This window comes from Aquidulcibacter paucihalophilus (assembly GCF_002105465.1).
Lineage (GTDB): Bacteria > Pseudomonadota > Alphaproteobacteria > Caulobacterales > Aquidulcibacteraceae > Aquidulcibacter > Aquidulcibacter paucihalophilus.
The window spans coordinates 47144-64873 of the sequence record NZ_NCSQ01000166.1; the positions used below are offsets into that span (position 1 = coordinate 47144).

A 17730-nucleotide genomic window follows, 5' to 3' on the forward strand; every position below is an offset into this window, starting at 1 on the left:
GACCCATTTTGCCGATCGAGACTGGAAAAACCTGCAGACCATGACGCCTAGGCCACCCAATGCCCCATCCGTGAAACTGCCGAGGCTGGCAGAGGCCGCGAGACTATTGGCTGAACGGGCGCGCGGCGGGCGTGTTTTCATTCCTGCCGGGCCGGTGGAGCCCTTAGCCTTGGCAGAAGCTTTTCGGGAAAGGCCTGGAATGGCCGATGGGGTTCGCTTTTGCGGGTTGTTCATTCCGGGGCTTAATCGTTTGGATTGGGCTGCTCTATCGCCTAAAGCCCAAGCAGAGGTTTTTTTGCCAAGCCCGGACTTTGTGGCAACCATCGCCACGGGGCAGACCCGCGTGATCCCAAGTCATTATTCAGCGGCATGGCGCTTCTTCCAGACGGCACCGTTCAAGGCGGCGGTGTTTCACCTTTCCGCACCAGATGCCGATGGCTATTGCTCGCTGTCCTTATCGGCCGACGCCAGCCCTGCCTTTTTTGACCGCGCTGTGTTTAAGTTGGGCCTGATCAATCCCAGCTTGCCCGTGATAAGGGGCGCGCCACAGCTGCATTTGAGCGCTTTGGATGCGTGGGTGGAGGCCGATGACCCGCCTGCGGAATTATTGACGCCAACGCCTTCGGGTGATGTGGATGCCTTGGTTCAGCACGTGACAAGCTTGATTGAGGATGGGGCGACGTTGCAGGCGGGGATTGGCAAATTGCCCGGTGCGATTATGGCGGGGCTGACCAATTTGCGCGGGCTGTCCATCCATTCGGGCTTGATTGGCGACTGGGTCCTACCGCTCATAGAAGCTGGGGCCTTGGCCGAAGCCGAAGGAAGTTTGAAGGCTGGCGTTATTCTTGGCAGTCGCACACTCCAAGCCCGGATGACCCAAGAGGTGCGCTTAAAGTTGATCCCAATTGTCGAGACCCACGGCGCGGCCCATCTTGGCGCAATTGCGCGCTTTATCAGCCTCAATTCTGCACTGGAGGTAGATTTGTTCGGCCAGATCAATTGTGAATTCGCAGGATCGCGTACTCTGGCCGGCGTTGGCGGGGCGGTCGATTTCTTGCGTGGCGCGCGTCTCAGCCCCGGTGGCAAGCCAATCGTGATGGTGCAAAGTCTCGGCAGGCACGGAGAAAGCCGAATTGTGCCGCGCCTTAGTGCACCAAGTGTGTCTATTGCCCGTTCGGATGCGCCTATCTTAGTAACAGAGCAAGGTGCAATTGATCTTGAGCCCCTCGACACCGAGGCGCGCGCCCAGGCGATTATCTCGCTCGCGGCCCCTCCGCATCGTGCGGACTTGTTGGCTGCTTGGGCGCAGCATAAAGGTGCCAAGCCATGAGTTCGCCCAACTCCCTCTACCGCCGTTTGGCAGACGAGTTGCGCAAGGCGATTGCGTCGGGCCAGTATCCAACCGGCAGCCTACTTCCCACCGAATCTGATTTGTGTGCCACCCATCGAGTCTCACGCCACACCGCCCGTGACGCGTTACGGATCCTGACTGACGAAGGCCTGATTGAGCGGCGGCGGGGTGCAGGTTCCGTTGTGATTGCCGCCAAACCTGTTGGCCCCTTTTCGCAAGGCTGGGGCGAGATTGGCGATATTCTTCAATATGCACGCGATACGCGCCTTGTTATTCAAAGCTATGGCGTCGCTGATCCCGCAGATCTGGTAGCTATGGACCTTGACCCAACGTTGGATTGGATCGGGATTTATGGCCTGCGAGTTCGCACTACCGGCGGCAGGCCTCTTGCCCATACCCGTATCTGTGTCCGGGCAGACCTTGCGCCACCACGCGCCGCTTTAGACGATTGGCCCCTTGCCATCGCAGAATATATCGCCCGCTATTCTGGAGTTCTGGCGGCCACGATTGAGCAAGACATTTCCGCGATCAAGTTAAGCCGCGACCTAGCCAAGCGCCTGCACGAGCATGCAGGAGATCCAGCACTTCGCACACGCCGGCGCTATGGCGATGCTTCGGGCCATATTTATCAAGCCAGCATCAGCATCCATCCAGGCGAGCATTTTACTTATTCGATGTCGGTCAGTCGCTAACTTGCCATCATCATGATCCCGACGCCTGTAGCGGAGATGGCGGCAATAATGGCGGTCTGGATCAGGAGGGCGCTTACCGCGCGCGGGCCCAATAGCATAACGCCCTTGATTGAGGTGTTGGCCCCTAAAGCGACCATAGAAACAATCAGGCAGATGCTGGAGATTTTGGTGAGGGCGGCAATGCCCTCAGGAGTCAACCAGCCTGTATTGGCGACCACGATGGCGGCCACAAAGCCCAAGAGGAAGACGGGCACAGTAGCTTCGTTTTCCTCCTGTTCACCTTCTTTGCGGTCGCGCCAAGACAAGATCATCAACAGGCCAAAAATCACGACTGGCATCATAGCGACGCGGATCATTTTTACGGTGGTGGCGGCTGGTGTTGCCGCTTCGCCATAGACGTCCGAAGCTGCGACGACTTGGGCAACTTCATGAATGGATGCGCCAAGGAACACCGCTGACGGAATCATTGGGATATTGAAGAAGTGACAGAGTGCTGGATAGGCCACGACTGCAATCGTGCCAATAATGGTAATGCTGGCCACAGTAGCGACCACGTCGCGCTCCACATTCGAATTCGGACGTCGCGCCAAAACGGTGGCAATTGCCAAAGCCGCCGAAGCCCCGCAAATCGCAACCGAGGTGGCAGTCAAAAACGCTGTCGCACGGGGTAACTTTAATGCGCGCCCAGCAAGATAGCCCAAGCATAAGGTGCCAAAAGCGGCAGAAACGGCGATTACGGCGGGTTGCCAGCCCAGAGCCTGCAAGTCTGAGATTGTGATTCGAAAGCCCATCAGGGCAACGCCAACCCGCAATAAAGGCTTCGCCAATAGATCATTGCCGGGCTTGAAGTTAGGTTTCGTTAAGACGATCGCCGCCAGCATACCCAGAAGCAAAGCGATCAATAGGGTGGGAACGCGCGTGCCCTGGGTCGGAAAATAAGCGATGGCGGCCAGAAACAGGCCCAAGCCTACACCGGGGCCAAACTTTGTAAGCGATTTAATCATTGGGCCCCACACTCATGCGCATCACCCCACGCGCTGACTAGTTTAGCTTAGGGCCGTTTCACCAGGTTGTGCAATCGGGGCTCCATTAGCGGTATGCTTGCGGTTGCGGTGCACGACCATTCGATCATGCAGACAACAAATAGTTTGGCTGCCGGTCGATTTGAATAAACCGGGAATTAGACCATGAATGATACAGGCAAAAGCCGCCCCCAACATTTGGAAACCAAAGCTAAAGGCCACCCCCAAATGTTCAAAATAGGTTTCGCCAACGCTTTCTGGATGCTCGACGAATAATTTTTTGAACATGTCCACTCTCTCCCATTTGCCGGAAAAGGTTCTCACAGATTCTATGGTAAATTTTCACTTTCTTATTGAGTATCAGTGCGGTCTTGGTATAATTCTTCGATCATGAAGCCAGAAAATCAAAAAATCGACGAAGCAGACATTAAGCTTTTGTCCATACTTCAAACCGATGCCTCTGTATCTTTGGAGGAAATATCGTCGCGCACTGCGATGTCGGCCAATACAGCTTGGCGACGAATTAGGCGGATGGAAGAAGCCGGCATTATCGCCAAGCGGGTGGCCTTGATCGATCCCGAAACGGTCGGCCTTGGCATGACGGTCTTTGTCGCCATCAAAACGTCGGACCACTCTGACGAATGGCTGGAAAACTTTGCGCGCTCTGTCTCGGCAATCCCTGAGGTGGTGGAGTTTTACCGGATGAGCGGGGATACCGACTACTTGCTCAAACTCCTGGTGGCCTCGATCGCCGATTATGACCGCGTCTATAAAAAACTGATCCGGAGTGCGAAGTTGAGCGATGTGAGTTCCAGCTTTGCCATGGAGACGATTAAGTTCACCACCGCCGTTCCTTTGCGAATTTAGCTTTTGGTACAAGTTTTTATGGTCTAAAGGGCAGGCATGAGCCTAAAGCGCGTCCTCTTGATCGTAGGTGGCGGAATTTCTGCCTATAAGGCCCCGGAATTGGTGCGGGCGCTGGACAAGCGTGGCATTGGCTGTCGGGTTATCCTGACCCAAGCGGGCAGCCAATTCGTGACACCTTTGACTTTGGCGAGCCTGACCAAGGATGACGTGCATCAAGAGCTGTTCAACCTGACCCATGAAGCCAAGATGGGCCACATTGAATTGTCGCGCAGTGCGGACTTGGTTTTGGTGGCCCCTGCGACGGCGGATTTGATTGGCAAAGTTGCTCATGGCTTGGCCAATGACCTAGCCTCAACGGCTTTGCTGGCGACAGATAAGCCCGTCTTGATGGCCCCGGCCATGAATGTCCGCATGTGGGAACATCCTGCGGTGCAGCGCAATCTGGCGACGCTGCGCGCAGATGGTGTTCACTTTATTGGCCCCGATGAAGGGGCGATGGCCTGTGGCGAGTTTGGGCTAGGGCGCATGGCAGAGCCTGAAGCCATTGCTGCGGCCATAGAAGTCTTTTGGCACAAAGCCTGTTCCGATAAGCCGTTGCAAGGCAAGCGTGCCATTGTGACTGCCGGGCCAACTTTAGAGGCGCTTGACCCCATCCGCTTTTTGTCGAACCGGTCTTCCGGCAAGCAAGGCTATGCCATTGCGCACGCACTCGCCGAAGCTGGCGCAGAGGTGACCTTGGTGTCGGGTCCCACTGCGCTGAACGATGTGCCGGGTGTGAGCATGGTGCGGGTGGAAAGCGCGCGGGAGATGTTGGAAGCCTGTCAAAGCGCTTTGCCCGTCGATATTTTTGTTGCCGTTGCGGCTGTTGCTGATTGGCGGCCCGAGACCAAGGCAGAGGTAAAGCTGAAGCTCAAGGGTGACGCCAAAGCACCCGCCATGACTTTGGTTGAAAACCCAGATATTCTTGCCACCATTGCCCAATCGGGGCCGAAAAGACCGAAACTGGTCATCGGCTTTGCGGCCGAAACGCACGAAGTCTTGGCCTATGCCACGGCCAAACGGACAAAAAAGGGTTGTGATTGGGTGGTGGCCAATGATGTATCTGGCGATGTGATGGGTGGGGAAAGCAATCAGATTCTTCTGGTCACCGCGGAGGGGCACCAGAGTTGGCCCGAAGCGCCAAAAGCCCAAATCGCCATCCGCCTCGCTGAAGAAATTTCAGCGTATTTCAAGACTTGACCAGCTTAGAACGGCCAGAAAATCCCTAACATTAAGAGGCCGACCACAATCCGATAATAGGCAAAGGGCGCAAAACCCATGCGCTGCACGATGCCAATGAATAGCTTTATCACAAAAATCGCGGTGATAAACGAGACGATAAAGCCAATGGCGACCAAAATTAGGTCTTGTCCGCCTTGCGCTAGAAGAGCCTCGCGATTGCTCCAGCCTTCATAGGCAAACACCCCCACCATGGTTGGGATAGAAAGGAAGAAGCTGAATTCTGCCGCAGGTTTGCGGTCTACACCCAGCATCATGGCCCCAATAATGGTGGCTCCCGAACGCGACATGCCCGGGATCAACGCCAGACATTGGCACAAACCAATCTTCAAACCCATGCTGACCGAGATGTCGTCGACATCAAGTACTTGCGGCTGCGGACGGAACCGTTCGGCTAGTAGGATCAAGATGCCCCCAACAACTAAAGTAACCGATACCACGACCGGGCTGAACAAAACGCCTTTGATGAAGTCGTGTAGCAAGGCACCAAGCAACATCGACGGAAAGAAGGCGAGCAGGACAGCTGCCGCAAATTGGCGCGATGCGGGGCTCGAAGGAAGCGTGATGAAGGCCCCCCAGAGCTTTTCAAAATAAAGGACCACGACGGCAAGGACCGCCCCGAGCTGTATCATCGTCTCAAACGTGTCGGGAACATCGCCAGGCAGTAATTGCTCGGCCAGAATTAAGTGTCCTGTCGACGAAATCGGCAAGAATTCTGTCAGGCCTTCGATAATGCCCAATAAAACGGCTACGAGGTAATCGCTCATCTCATCCATTCAACAGTAAGCGTGGTGAAAGGCCTCATGGCATGGCTTCACGCGCAAAACCAGCCGAGCGCGCATTTGTATAATAGGTATAATTCTTGACCTATATGACTGCCTAATCCTTCACCATATCGCGATCATTTGGAGGTCGGCTTCGTCTTTCCAGCCCATATAGGTCTTGAAATATACCTAATTGTGCAGTTTGAACTTGGCAAAGCTGAGCTTTGACGGTAACGGAAGCCAGACTGGCGTGGCGAGTGCGCCGGTGATCTTTGGAATTGCGAGACAATTATGGCCGAACGGCTCCTTAAATTCGTCAGTATTGACCCCCAAACGCCCGAGAAGCGTCCTGCCTCAGCGCGTACGGCGGATTTCCACGAGATTTATGGGGAGTTCATCACCCAAAAGGCCAATGAGCAGGCGTCCCGCTGTTCACAATGCGGTGTCCCTTTCTGCCAATCAGGCTGTCCTCTGCAGAACAACATTCCTGACTGGCTGAAAATGACGGCGGAAGGCCGCCTTGAGGAGGCCTATGCGCTATCTTCTGCGACAAACTCAATGCCAGAAATCTGTGGCCGCATCTGCCCGCAAGATCGTCTGTGTGAAGGTGCCTGCGTGATTGAGCAGTCTGGCCATGGCGCTGTCACGATTGGGGCGGTGGAGCGCTATATCACCGAGACTGCATGGGAAAATGGCTGGGTCGAGCCGATTGTGCCGCCCAAAGAACTCGCAGAGCATGTTGGTATCATTGGTGCGGGCCCTGGTGGCTTGGCTGCCGCAGAAGCGCTGCGCAACAAGGGCTATCAGGTCACAATTTATGACCGCTATGACCGTGCAGGCGGACTGTTGATGTATGGGATTCCCGGCTTCAAGCTGGAAAAAGATGTGGTGACCCGCCGCGTCGAGCATTTGAAGGCTTCGGGCGTGAAATTCATGCTCAATTATGAAATAGGCCGAGATGGGACGCTGGCCGATCTTCGCAGCACTCACGATAGCATCTTGGTTGCGATCGGCGTCTATAAAGCCCGTGCTTTACCTTGCCCTGGCTCGAGCGGCCCCGGTGTAGTTGAGGCATTGGACTATCTGACCGCTTCTAATCGCGTGGGCTTGGGTGATCATGTGGCAGACTTTGAGGCAGGCGTGCTCAATGCGGCGGGCAAGCGTGTGGTGGTCATTGGCGGCGGCGATACAGCGATGGATTGCGTTCGCACCGCCATCCGGCAAGGGGCGGCAAAAGTCACCTGTCTCTATCGGCGGGATCGCGCCAACATGCCGGGCAGTGCCCGCGAGGTCAGCAATGCCGAAGATGAAGGCGTAACATTTGAGTGGTTGGCTGCACCAAAGGCGGTCCACTCGAATGAAGCTGGTGTTACCTCCGTTCTGGCCGCACGCATGCGCCTAGGCGAAGCTGATGCCTCGGGCCGGCAAAGTCCTGAAGAAGTTGCGGGTGGCGAGTTTGAGGTGCCTGCTGATCTGGTCATTAAGGCACTGGGCTTTGACCCCGAGAATGTGCAAACCTTGTTTGATGAGCCTGCGCTGAAAGTCAGCCGCTGGGGCACAATTCGGGCGGATGCGATTACGGGCGAGACCTCCATCCCGAACGTTTTTGCCGCAGGTGATATTGTTCGCGGGGCATCCTTGGTTGTTTGGGCCATCAAGGATGGCCGTGAGGCCGCTGAGCACATGCACACGGCGATGCGCAAACAGGCCCGGATGCGCGCCACTGCAGCTAAATTTGCGGCCCAGTAGGCTGCCCTAAACTTCGCAGACAAAACAGGGCTTCGGCTCGCCAAAGGCACAAGACCATGACCATTTCTTTCCCGCCCACCGGTTCTAGCGCTATCGACCTCTATCTCAAGAACCGGCAGATTCTGACCGATGGAAACGCCTATAATCCAGAGGATGAGAAGGATTCGTGCGGCGTCGGTCTCGTCTGCGCGCTCGATGGCAAACCCCGCCGCGACATTGTGGCCATGGCGCTGAAGGCCTTGAAGAACGTCTGGCACCGTGGGGCCGTCGATGCCGATGGCAAGACCGGCGATGGGGCGGGGGTGCGGGTCGATGTGCCGCAAGACTTCTTCCGCGAGCAAGTGGCACGCACGGGCCATAGCCCAACAGATGATCCAATCTGCGTGGGCATGATCTTCTTGCCGCGCACCGACTTTGGCGCACAAGAGACCGCGCGGACTATTGTTGAACGAGAAATCCTGAATTTTGGCTTTTATATCTATGGCTGGCGACAAGTGCCGGTCGATATCTCGGTTATTGGTGAAAAGGCCAATGCAACCCGGCCTGAGATTGAGCAAATACTGTTCTACGACCCACGTGGCCGCAGCGCCGAAGAGCTGGAACGTACCTTGTTCATCTGCCGGCGCCGCATTGAAAAGCGCGCCTTGGCGTCGAGCGTAACGGGCTTTTATGTCTGCTCATTTTCGTCCAAGTCGGTCATCTACAAAGGTATGTTTTTGGCTGAAAGCATCGACACCTTCTTCCCAGATTTGCAGAATGAGAAGTTTGTGTCGGCGGTGGCGATTTATCACCAGCGCTATTCGACCAATACGTTCCCGCAATGGCATCTGGCCCAGCCCTTCCGCATGCTGGCCCATAATGGCGAAATCAACACGGTTAAGGGCAATATCAATTGGATGAAAAGCCATGAGATCCCCATGGCTTCTGAGGCCTTTGGCGATTATCAGGAAGATGTGAAGCCGATTGTGCAGGCTGGCGGATCAGACTCTGCAGCGCTCGACAATGTGTGCGAAGTCTTAGTCCGCGCCGGACGTTCGGCCCCGATGGCCAAGGCGCTCTTGGTGCCAGAGGCTTGGGCCAAGCAAGAAAACATTATGAAGCCGAGCCATATGGCGCTTTATGCCTATTGCAATGCGGTGATGGAGCCATGGGACGGGCCAGCCGCTTTGGCGATTTATGACGGTCGTTGGGCGGTGGCCGGGATGGACCGCAATGGCCTCCGCCCCATGCGCTATTCAGTGACAGCCGATGGCATTCTGGCCGTCGGCTCTGAAACCGGAATGTGCCCACTCGATGGGCGCGTCATCACCAAAAAGGGCCGCGTTGGGCGCGGTGAAATGCTGGCCGTCGATATGGAGAAGGGCAAGCTCTATACCCACGAGGCGATCATCGACAAATTAGCCAGCGCCCACCCCTATGTGAAGTGGAACTCCAATGTTGTGAATCTGGAGGCCCGCATCGGACCGGGACCAGAGCCTAAGCTTTATTCGCGCCAAGAATTGTTGCGCCGGCAAGTGGCCGCGGGCTTGACCTTGGAAGAATTGGAGGTTGTCCTCGCGCCAATGGCAGAAGAGGGTAAAGAAGCCTTGGGCTCGATGGGCGATGATTCCCCGCTGGCGGTTCTGTCTTCGCGCTATCGGCCGTTGTCGCACTTCTTCAAGCAGAATTTCAGCCAAGTGACCAACCCGCCCATCGACCCACTTCGTGAAGAGCGGGTGATGAGCCTCAAAACCCGCTTCAAGAACCTCGGCAACATCTTGGCACATGACGAAACCCAGCAAGATGTGTTCGTCCTGGATAGCCCGATGCTAACCACCGGCATGTATGACCGCATGGTTGCCATGCTGGGTGCAGGCGTCGCCTTCATCGACTGCAGCTATGATCTACCAGAAGACCCAGACTTAGCCGGGGCTGCCTTGCGCGACGCTTTGGATCGGATCAAGGCGCAAGCTGAAGATGCGGTGCGCGCGGGCCAAAGCCAATTGGTATTGAGCGATGAACATCAAGGCCCCGGTCGGATTGCCGCGCCCATGATCTTGGCGACGGGTGGCGTACATGCCCATTTGGTTGCGAAAGGCTTGCGGTCTTATTGCTCCATCACCGTGCGCGCTGCCGAGTGCGTCGACACGCATTATTTTGCGGTTTTGGTGGGTGTGGGGGCGACTTGTGTCAACGCCTATCTCGCGCAAGAGGCGATTGCCGACCGGCACGCACGCGGTCTTTTGGGCAGTCTCACGCTGAATCAAGCGGTGGTGAATTATAAGAAAGCGGTCGAAGCAGGCCTTCTGAAAATCCTGTCCAAAATGGGGATTTCGGTCATTTCGTCCTATCGCGGTGGTTATAATTTTGAGGCCTTAGGCCTGTCCCGCGCCTTGGTGGCAGATTTCTTCCCAGGCATGAGCTCGCGGATTTCCGGCATCGGCTTGCAGGGGATTGCCCTAAAGGCCCAAGCGATCCACGCCAAGGCATGGGAAGAAGCGGTCGTGAGTTTGCCGATCGGCGGCCTCTACAAAGCCCGCGCGTCAGGTGAACCGCATGCGCTGGAAGCAGCGCAGATCCACCAGCTGCAAACTGCCTGTAACACGGGCTCTTACGCCGCTTATCAGAAATATGTCAGCTTATTGAGTGGGCGGGCCCCCATCCAATTACGTGACCTGCTGGATTTTCAGTCGACTAATAAAGCCGTTGCTTTGGAGGAAGTTGAAAGCCTCAATGAAATCCGTAAGCGCTTCAACACACCTGGCATGTCCCTTGGCGCTTTAAGTCCCGAGGCGCATGGCACGTTGAATGTTGCGATGAACCGGATCGGTGCCAAATCAGTCTCCGGCGAAGGCGGCGAGGACCGCGAGCGCTATAAGCCACTTCCCAATGGTGACAATCCCAATAGTGCCGTTAAGCAGGTTGCGTCTGGGCGCTTTGGCGTGACAGCGGAGTATCTGAACCAGTGCCGCGAGATTGAAATCAAAGTCGCACAAGGGGCCAAGCCCGGCGAAGGCGGGCAGCTGCCCGGCTTCAAAGTGACTGAAATGATTGCGCGTCTGCGCCATGCCACCCCCGGCGTGACCCTAATCAGCCCACCACCGCACCACGATATCTATTCGATCGAAGATTTGGCCCAACTAATCTACGATTTGAAGCAGATCAATCCTGAGGCAAAAGTGTGCGTCAAGCTGGTTGCTCAATCGGGTATCGGTGCGGTTGCCGCTGGTGTTGCCAAAGCCAAGGCCGACATCATCCTGATCGCTGGCAATGTCGGCGGGACTGGAGCCTCACCCCAGACCTCGATCAAATTTGCCGGGATTCCGTGGGAATTGGGACTGGCCGAAGCGCATCAAGTCCTGACGCTCAACAATCTACGTGACCATGTGGTGCTGCGCACCGATGGTGGCCTGCGGACGGGCCGAGATATCGTGATGGCGGCTATGTTGGGTGCAGAAGAATTTGGCATCGGCACCGCGTCTCTTGTCGCCATGGGCTGTATCATGGTGCGCCAATGCCATTCAAACACCTGTCCTGTCGGCGTGTGCGTGCAAGATGAAGCCCTTCGCCAACGCTTTACGGGCACGCCGGAAAAAGTCGTCAATCTGATGAGCTTTATTGCCGAAGACGTGCGTGAAATCCTCGCCAGCCTGGGCTTTAAAACCCTGAACGAAGTCGTGGGCCGTACCGATCTATTGCGCCAAGTCAGCCGCGGGGCAGCTAACCTTGACGACCTTGACTTAAATCCACTCTTGGTGCGCGTCGAAGGGGCAAAGCCAACCCGCTTCGGCACCGATAAGCCCCGCGTCGAAGTGCCGGATACGCTGGATGCGCAGATCCTGCGCGACGCTGCGCCCTTCTTTGAGCGTGGGGAGAAGATGCAATTGGCTTATGGCGTTCGCAATGTGCAACGCGCCATCGGCACACGCTCTTCCAGTGCCATCGTGCGAAAATTCGGCATGGGTGCCCTACCTGAAGGTCGCTTGACGGTAAGGCTCGAAGGCTCGTGCGGGCAATCCTTAGGGGCCTTTGGAGTCCAAGGCCTGACCTTGGACGTTGTAGGCGATGCCAACGATTATGTCGGCAAAGGCTTGTCGGGTGCAACTATCGTGCTGCGGCCCCCCTCAGGCTCTGGCTTGAAGCCAGAGGAAAATGCCATCATCGGCAATACGTGCCTCTATGGCGCGACCTCGGGAACATTGCTGGCGTCCGGCCAAGCGGGGGAACGGTTCGCGGTGCGCAATTCCGGCGCTTCTGCTGTCGTAGAAGGCATGGAGGCCAATGGCTGTGAGTATATGACCGGTGGCCTTGTCATATCTCTTGGGCCTGTTGGTGACAATTTCGCTGCGGGCATGACAGGCGGTATGGCCTTTGTGTGGGACCCACCCAACCGCTTGCCCAAACTGATCAATCCAGACAGCGTCGTTTGGCGCCGCATTGGTAGTCCTTACTGGGAAAACCAATTCACCAATCTCCTAGAACGCCATGTACAAGCCACTGGCTCACCCTTAGGCCGGCGTATCTTGGATGATCTGGCCAATGAACTTGGCAATGTCTGGCAAGTCGTGCCCAAGGAAATGCTGACCCGCTTGGCAGAGCCTTTGGACGCAGAGGCTGCTCTTGCCTCCGCTTAATCGACCCAGACCGTTCGTAAGCGCTCAGCCGCCGCCTCTGGTGTGAGGTCGCGCTGGGCCATGGCGAGCATTTCAAAGCCCACCATGAATTTCCGCACCGTGGCAGAGCGTAACAGCGGCGGGTAGAAGTGCATGTGGAACACAAAGCCCGGCGCTGGGCTTTGTGTCGGGCGTTGGTGCAGGCCCATCGTATAAGGGAAGGGCGCGTTGAAGACGCGGTCATAGCTGGCGGTCAAGCGGCGCAGAACATCGGCTAGATCGCTTTGTTCTTCCGCGCGCAATTCATCCAAGGCTGCGACGGCGCGACGCGGCAGAACCAAGGTCTCAAACGGCCAAGCCGCCCAAAACGGCACTAAAGCTACAAAATGGGCACTGGAACACAGAATGCGGCTGCCATCTGTTAGCTCACGTTCCAAATAGTCCATCAGAAGGGCGGTACCGTTCTTATCGAACCAAGCCGCCTGCCGTCCAACCTCGGTCGCTAGTTCGTTCGGAATGCTAGAGGTCGCCCAAATCTGACCATGGGGGTGAGGGTTGCTGGCCCCCATCATTGCGCCACGATTTTCAAATATGGTTACGGAGGCTAAGTCCGGGCGCGCCGACAGCTCCTGCCACTGCGCTGTCCAGACGTGTACCACAGAGGCGATCTCGTCCCGCGTCATGCTGGCCATGGTCTTAGAATGGTCGGGCGTGTAGCAAATGACACGGCAGACACCGGTCTCAGGCTCTGTCACCAAGACAGGATCAGACGTCTGGCCCGCCTCACCATCTGGTGCCAATAGTGCGGGGAAGTCATTGTCGAATACCCACACACCGTCATAGGTGGGATTGATCACCCCACCGACGCGCGCATTGCCCGCACAGAGATAGCAAGCGGGATCATGGGCGAAGCCAGACGGGGGTGTGCTGTCGCCCGTCTCACCCTGCCACGGCCGACCCATCCGGTGGGGGGAAACCAGCACCCACTCACCTGTAAGCAAATTCTGTCGCCGATGTGGTTTTTGGCCCTTCATGCCACTTCTCCGGCACCAGCGGCTGCCCGAACAACAAAAGCCCCAGGTCTTTGGCCCAAATAGGCGGAATAGGTCTCCAAAATGGACTCCAGCGCCGTGGCAGCACGATCTGGCTCCACTAAAGCAATGATGGAACCGCCAAAGCCACCACCCATCATGCGCGCACCATAAACACCTTCCGTGGCTTGAGCCAAAGCAGTTAAGCGATCCACTTCGGGGGTAGAGACTTCCATATCTGCTGACAGACTGGCATGGCTGGCATTCAGAAGGCGGCCGAGCTCGGTCAAGTTACCTTGTACCAGAGCATCCTCTGCCTTTCGGGTACGGGCAATCTCGGTTAATACATGGCGCGCGCGTTTCAATGGATTGCCGCTCAACTGATTGAGTGCGGCTAGGTCTGTCACTTCGGCCAAGAGAGGTACGCCCAAGGTCGCGGCTGCAGCTTCGCAATCGGCCCGCCGGCTGGCATAGCCGCCGCTGGTGTGCTGATGCTTGACCCCTGAATCTACGATCAAGAAGCAGGCTGTAGAAGGCAGCGGGATCGGCTGGTAGGCCAGGGTAGCACAATCCAGCATCAAGGCATGGCCCTCCACACCGCAGGCGCTGGCGAACTGATCCATTATGCCGCACGCCATGCCAACATAGGTGTTTTCAGCCGCTTGGGCGATCTGAGCAAGGTCCTTGCTCGTCACCGTGCCCCCACTCAAGGCTAGACCTATCGCGACTTCGAGGGCAGCTGACGATGAAACCCCGGCACCCATCGGCACGTCCGAGGCAATAGCAAGGTCATGGCCCTGCACCTGGTGGCCTGCGTCGCGCAAAGCAAAGGCAACGCCAGCCACATAATCGCGCCAGTCGCCCTGCTTTACAAAATGATCCAATGGCAATTCGCTTTGGCCCAAATCGCTGCTAACCCGCAGAACGTTAAGACCATTCGGGCGCGCCGCGACCCAACAGGCAAAGTCGATCGCGGCAGGCATGACTTTACCGCCTGCATAATCCACATGCTCACCAATGATATTGATCCGCCCCGGCGCACGGAAAAGCCTTGGCGTAGCGTCAAAAGCATCCTTAAAGCGTGCGAGAGCGATTTGAGACTGAGTTGGGTTCTGCATGGGAACACCGCTAGGTTTATTTCGGCACGCTGCCAAGATGGAAAACGGACATGAAGCTAGGCGTTTGCTATTACCCTGAACATTGGCCTGAAGCTATGTGGGCTGAAGACGCCAAGCGCATGGCCGAAATCGGCATTACCCAAGTGCGGATTGGAGAGTTTGCGTGGAGCCGGATTGAGCCGACGCCTGGCACTTTTGAGTGGGGCTGGCTGGATCGGGCGATTGAATCCTTGCACCAAAACGGCCTGCATATTGTTTTGGGCACACCGACCGCAACCCCGCCAAAATGGTTGATCGATGCGCACCCCGATGTTTTGGCTGTCGATGCACATGGTAGACCTCGCCATTTTGGCTCGCGGCGACATTATTGTTTCTCAAGCCTGACATACCGCGCCGAATGTGCCCGGATTGTTGAGGTTTTAGCCAGGCGCTATGGCAATCACCCTGCGATTGTGGCGTGGCAGACTGATAATGAATATGGCTGTCACGATACGATTATCTCCTATTCTACATCCGCCCGTGCGGCCTTTCGCGTCTGGCTGGCCGCAAAGTATACCAAGATTGAAGCCCTGAATCAGGCTTGGGGCAATGTGTTTTGGAGTATGGAATATCGTAGCTTTGAGGAGATTGATCCTCCGGTTGAGACTGTCACCGAGGCCAATCCAGCCCATCGCCAAGACTGGGCGCGCTTTGCCAGCGATGAAGTCGCTGCCTTTGACCGCGTGCAGACCGATATCCTGCGAGCCCACAGTCCGGGAAAGGATGTGCTGCACAATTATATGGGCATGTTCACCGCTTTTGATCATTTCAAGCTCGGCGAGCAATTGGATGTGGCCGCTTGGGATTCTTATCCCTTAGGCTTTTTAGAGCAGGCTTGGTGGCCGGATGCCACCAAAGAGCGTTTCCTACGTCAAGGCCATCCAGACTTCACTGCTTTCCACCACGACCTCTATCGTGGCGTGGGTCGGGGCCGCTGGCAGGTCATCGAGCAACAGCCAGGTCCCGTGAATTGGGCTCCTTGGAACCCAGCCCCATTGCCCGGCATGGTGCGCGCATGGACGTGGGAGGCTTTAGCCCATGGGGCCGAATGCGTCTCTTACTTCCGCTGGCGGCAAGCGCCGTTTGCACAAGAACAAATGCATGCGGGCCTGTTGCGACCCGACAGCGCAGAAGCCGAAGCAGCCCGTGAAGCCCGCCAAGTTGCGGCAGAACTCCAAGCAGTCACTGGGGCCATCACGATCCAAGCACCAGTCGCCCTTTTGTTTGATTATGAAGCTATTTGGGCCAACCAGATCCAGCCGCAAGGCCGGGACTATCGCGGGCTGGAACTTCTGATCCACTTCTATAGCGCGGCGCGCCGGTTGGGCTTGTCGGTTGATGTGGTGCACCCAAGTGCCGATCTCGGGGGCTATCAGTTGATCCTCTGTCCCTTGCAGATTTTCTGGCCAGAAGGATTGAGCGCAAAGATTAAGGCCAGTGGTGCGGCCTGTGTGTTGGGGCCGCGCGCGGGCTCAAAAACCCAAGATTTCCAAATCCCTGCTAATCTCGCCCCAGGCTTGGCGCAAGAGCTGATCCCCCTGGTTGTCAACCGTGTTGAAAGTTTGCGTCCGGGTCATGTGGAACAGGCTGGCCCTTATAGGGTGACACGTTGGCTGGAGCATATCCAAACCGACCTCGTGCCCGAAGCCAAGACAGCGAGCGGGCATGGCATTTGGTATCATGCCGACAAAGTCGACTATCTGGCCTGCTGGCCGGATGCGGCGCTTCTCGATGCAGTACTGCGGCGGCGCTGCGAAACCCTTGGCATCGCCGCGTTGGACCTGCCCGATGGCCTGCGCTTGCGCCAACGGGGCGAGTTTATGTTTGCACTCAATTATGAGGCCGAGGCCGTGAACTTAGGCGATCATGTCCCCGAGGCCGATCGTTTTGACTATGTTATCGGGGGCCCAAGCTTGGCCGCAGCGGGCGTTGCGGCTTGGCGGATTACGTAAGGGACGGGCCCTCGGCCAAAACATCGCCAGCCAGATAGAGCGAGCCGCAGATCAGCACACGGGCAGGTCTGCTGCTTTGCGCCAAGGCCGATCTCAATCCATCCATGGGTGTGTCGGCAGGCTTAGCGTCAAAGCCCATCGCGCGCGCCAATTCTGCGAGCTCAGACGGTGCGCGGCCGGCATCGGATGTGCGGATTGGCACGGTAATGACCTCAGGCTTCAAAGTTTGAAAGGCTTGGAAAAAGCCAGTGGGGTCTTTGGTGCCCAATTGGCCTGTGATCAGCACCAATCGGCGCCAGTCTTTGGCTTGAAGACTCGCCATATAGGATGCCGCCGCCGCCGCACCATGTGGGTTGTGACCGCCGTCCAACCAAAGCTCTGCCCCCGCCGCCAAGGCCATTTCAGCGTAGGGCCCAGTTTGCAGGCGCTGCATCCGGGCAGGCCAACTGACTCGTTGCACACCTGTCGCGATTGCACCTTCATCCAAGCCATAGAGGGTCATGGCCACAGCTGCGGCCCCCGCATTTTCGAACTGATGGTGCCCGGGCAGGCCAGGTAAGGGCAAATCTAACAAGCGGTCTTGCATTTGCACAATCAGGCGGCCGCGCTCAGGATAGCAATCCCAATCCCGCCCAAAGACTAGAAGGGGTACCCCCAAAGCTTCGGCGCGCCGCTCAATCACAGCTAGTGCTTCGTCGGCTTGGCGGGAGACCACGCACGGGATGTGCGGCTTTAAAATGCCAGCCTTTTCTCCCGCAATCTTGGCCAAAGTATCACCCAGCATTTCCTTATGGTCGAAATCGACTGGGGTGATGATGGTCAGCTTTGGTTTGGTGACGATATTGGTGGCATCCAAGCGCCCGCCAAGGCCGACCTCTAACAAAGTCAGGTCCGCTATGGTCTCGCTAAAGGCGACAAAGGCAGCAACTGTTTCAGCCTCAAACACGGTCAGCGGGATTTGGTTGCTCAAGGCTTGGATCCGCTGACCGATTTCCAAAAGGGCTTCTTCGCCGATAAGTTGACCAGCAATCCGCCAACGCTCATGAATCGTGACCAGATGCGGCGACGTATAGGCGTGGACGGAAAGGCCACCAGCCTCGGCCATGGCGCGCAAGAAGGCGACAGTGGAGCCTTTGCCATTGGTACCCGCGACATGAATAACAGGTGGGATCAAATCTTGCGGGCGGCCCAGGGCCTCGAGGGCTGCAGCAACGCGCGCAAGTCCCAAATCAATCTTCCGAGGGAAACTATAGAATAAGTCAGCAGCATTCATGG

Annotated in this window: 13 protein-coding genes; 7 read left to right on the forward strand and 6 right to left on the reverse strand. The window is 56.8% G+C overall.

The features are described 5' to 3' along the window. Positions 1-40: 40 nt before the first annotated feature. Positions 41-1330, forward strand: a complete 1290-nt coding sequence (locus B7364_RS13725; protein WP_085340606.1) for an acetyl-CoA hydrolase/transferase family protein — start codon at positions 41-43, stop codon at positions 1328-1330. Further along, positions 1327-2043, forward strand: coding sequence for a GntR family transcriptional regulator (locus B7364_RS13730; protein WP_085340607.1), 717 nt, complete (start codon positions 1327-1329; stop codon positions 2041-2043). Before B7364_RS13725 ends, B7364_RS13730 begins: the two co-directional genes overlap by 4 nt. Here B7364_RS13730 and B7364_RS13735 read toward each other — a convergent pair. Then, the gene (locus tag B7364_RS13735; RefSeq protein WP_085340608.1) at positions 2040-3047 is read right to left on the reverse strand and encodes a YeiH family protein; all 1008 of its coding nucleotides are present in this window, start codon (positions 3045-3047) and stop codon (positions 2040-2042) included. The genes B7364_RS13730 and B7364_RS13735 overlap by 4 nt on opposite strands. A 42-nt stretch (positions 3048-3089) precedes the next feature. Next, entirely contained in the window at positions 3090-3353 is a 264-nt protein-coding gene (locus B7364_RS13740; RefSeq protein ID WP_085340609.1) for a DUF6356 family protein, read from the reverse strand. Between the two features lie 102 nt (positions 3354-3455). On the opposite strand from B7364_RS13740, the gene B7364_RS13745 reads away from it, so the two are divergent. Further along, the gene (locus B7364_RS13745; RefSeq protein WP_085340610.1) at positions 3456-3932 is read left to right on the forward strand and encodes an Lrp/AsnC family transcriptional regulator; all 477 of its coding nucleotides are present in this window, start codon (positions 3456-3458) and stop codon (positions 3930-3932) included. 36 nt (positions 3933-3968) lie between these two features. Further along, positions 3969-5171: a bifunctional phosphopantothenoylcysteine decarboxylase/phosphopantothenate--cysteine ligase CoaBC gene (gene coaBC, locus B7364_RS13750; protein ID WP_085340611.1), complete on the forward strand. Its 1203-nt coding sequence runs from the start codon at positions 3969-3971 to the stop codon at positions 5169-5171. Between the two features lie 5 nt (positions 5172-5176). Here the strand turns inward: coaBC and B7364_RS13755 are convergent, their stop codons facing one another. After that, the gene (locus B7364_RS13755) at positions 5177-5977 is read right to left on the reverse strand and encodes an undecaprenyl-diphosphate phosphatase (protein WP_198534256.1); all 801 of its coding nucleotides are present in this window, start codon (positions 5975-5977) and stop codon (positions 5177-5179) included. A 288-nt stretch (positions 5978-6265) separates the two neighbouring features. Here B7364_RS13755 and B7364_RS13760 point away from each other — a divergent pair, with 288 nt between their 5' ends. Together B7364_RS13760 and gltB are read left to right on the forward strand one after the other, a co-directional pair. Further along, positions 6266-7723 carry an NAD(P)-dependent oxidoreductase gene (locus tag B7364_RS13760; RefSeq protein WP_085340613.1) on the forward strand — a complete coding sequence of 486 codons (1458 nt, stop codon included), beginning with the start codon at positions 6266-6268 and terminating at the stop codon, positions 7721-7723. 56 nt (positions 7724-7779) lie between these two features. After that, entirely contained in the window at positions 7780-12336 is a 4557-nt protein-coding gene (gene gltB, locus B7364_RS13765) for a glutamate synthase large subunit (RefSeq protein ID WP_085340614.1), read from the forward strand. On the opposite strand, the gene B7364_RS13770 is transcribed toward gltB, so the two are convergent. Together B7364_RS13770 and galK are read right to left on the reverse strand one after the other, a co-directional pair. Further along, positions 12333-13349: a UDP-glucose--hexose-1-phosphate uridylyltransferase gene (locus tag B7364_RS13770; protein ID WP_085340615.1), complete on the reverse strand. Its 1017-nt coding sequence runs from the start codon at positions 13347-13349 to the stop codon at positions 12333-12335. The genes gltB and B7364_RS13770 overlap by 4 nt on opposite strands. Further along, positions 13346-14464: a galactokinase gene (galK, locus tag B7364_RS13775; protein WP_085340616.1), complete on the reverse strand. Its 1119-nt coding sequence runs from the start codon at positions 14462-14464 to the stop codon at positions 13346-13348. Before galK ends, B7364_RS13770 begins: the two co-directional genes overlap by 4 nt. 50 nt (positions 14465-14514) lie before the next feature. Here galK and B7364_RS13780 point away from each other — a divergent pair, with 50 nt between their 5' ends. Next, positions 14515-16455 carry a beta-galactosidase gene (locus tag B7364_RS13780; RefSeq protein WP_085340617.1) on the forward strand — a complete coding sequence of 647 codons (1941 nt, stop codon included), beginning with the start codon at positions 14515-14517 and terminating at the stop codon, positions 16453-16455. On the opposite strand, the gene B7364_RS13785 is transcribed toward B7364_RS13780, so the two are convergent. After that, on the reverse strand, positions 16448-17728 hold the full coding sequence (locus B7364_RS13785) for a bifunctional folylpolyglutamate synthase/dihydrofolate synthase (protein WP_085340618.1): 1281 nt from the start codon (positions 17726-17728) through the stop codon (positions 16448-16450). The genes B7364_RS13780 and B7364_RS13785 overlap by 8 nt on opposite strands. Between the last annotated feature and the right edge of the window lie 2 nt (positions 17729-17730).

What these genes read in the sequence shown, in the direction of transcription:
- B7364_RS13780 (WP_085340617.1), top strand. Translation starts at nt 14,515, where the DNA reads ATGAAGCTAGGCGTTTGCTATTACCCTGAACATTGGCCTGAAGCTATG.
- B7364_RS13735 (WP_085340608.1), bottom strand. Translation starts at nt 3,047, where the DNA reads ATGATTAAATCGCTTACAAAGTTTGGCCCCGGTGTAGGCTTGGGCCTG.
- B7364_RS13725 (WP_085340606.1), top strand. Translation starts at nt 41, where the DNA reads ATGACGCCTAGGCCACCCAATGCCCCATCCGTGAAACTGCCGAGGCTG.
- B7364_RS13760 (WP_085340613.1), top strand. Translation starts at nt 6,266, where the DNA reads ATGGCCGAACGGCTCCTTAAATTCGTCAGTATTGACCCCCAAACGCCC.
- B7364_RS13785 (WP_085340618.1), bottom strand. Translation starts at nt 17,728, where the DNA reads ATGAATGCTGCTGACTTATTCTATAGTTTCCCTCGGAAGATTGATTTG.
- B7364_RS13770 (WP_085340615.1), bottom strand. Translation starts at nt 13,349, where the DNA reads ATGAAGGGCCAAAAACCACATCGGCGACAGAATTTGCTTACAGGTGAG.
- B7364_RS13740 (WP_085340609.1), bottom strand. Translation starts at nt 3,353, where the DNA reads ATGTTCAAAAAATTATTCGTCGAGCATCCAGAAAGCGTTGGCGAAACC.
- B7364_RS13745 (WP_085340610.1), top strand. Translation starts at nt 3,456, where the DNA reads ATGAAGCCAGAAAATCAAAAAATCGACGAAGCAGACATTAAGCTTTTG.
- B7364_RS13755 (WP_198534256.1), bottom strand. Translation starts at nt 5,977, where the DNA reads ATGAGCGATTACCTCGTAGCCGTTTTATTGGGCATTATCGAAGGCCTG.
- B7364_RS13730 (WP_085340607.1), top strand. Translation starts at nt 1,327, where the DNA reads ATGAGTTCGCCCAACTCCCTCTACCGCCGTTTGGCAGACGAGTTGCGC.
- galK (WP_085340616.1), bottom strand. Translation starts at nt 14,464, where the DNA reads ATGCAGAACCCAACTCAGTCTCAAATCGCTCTCGCACGCTTTAAGGAT.
- gltB (WP_085340614.1), top strand. Translation starts at nt 7,780, where the DNA reads ATGACCATTTCTTTCCCGCCCACCGGTTCTAGCGCTATCGACCTCTAT.
- coaBC (WP_085340611.1), top strand. Translation starts at nt 3,969, where the DNA reads ATGAGCCTAAAGCGCGTCCTCTTGATCGTAGGTGGCGGAATTTCTGCC.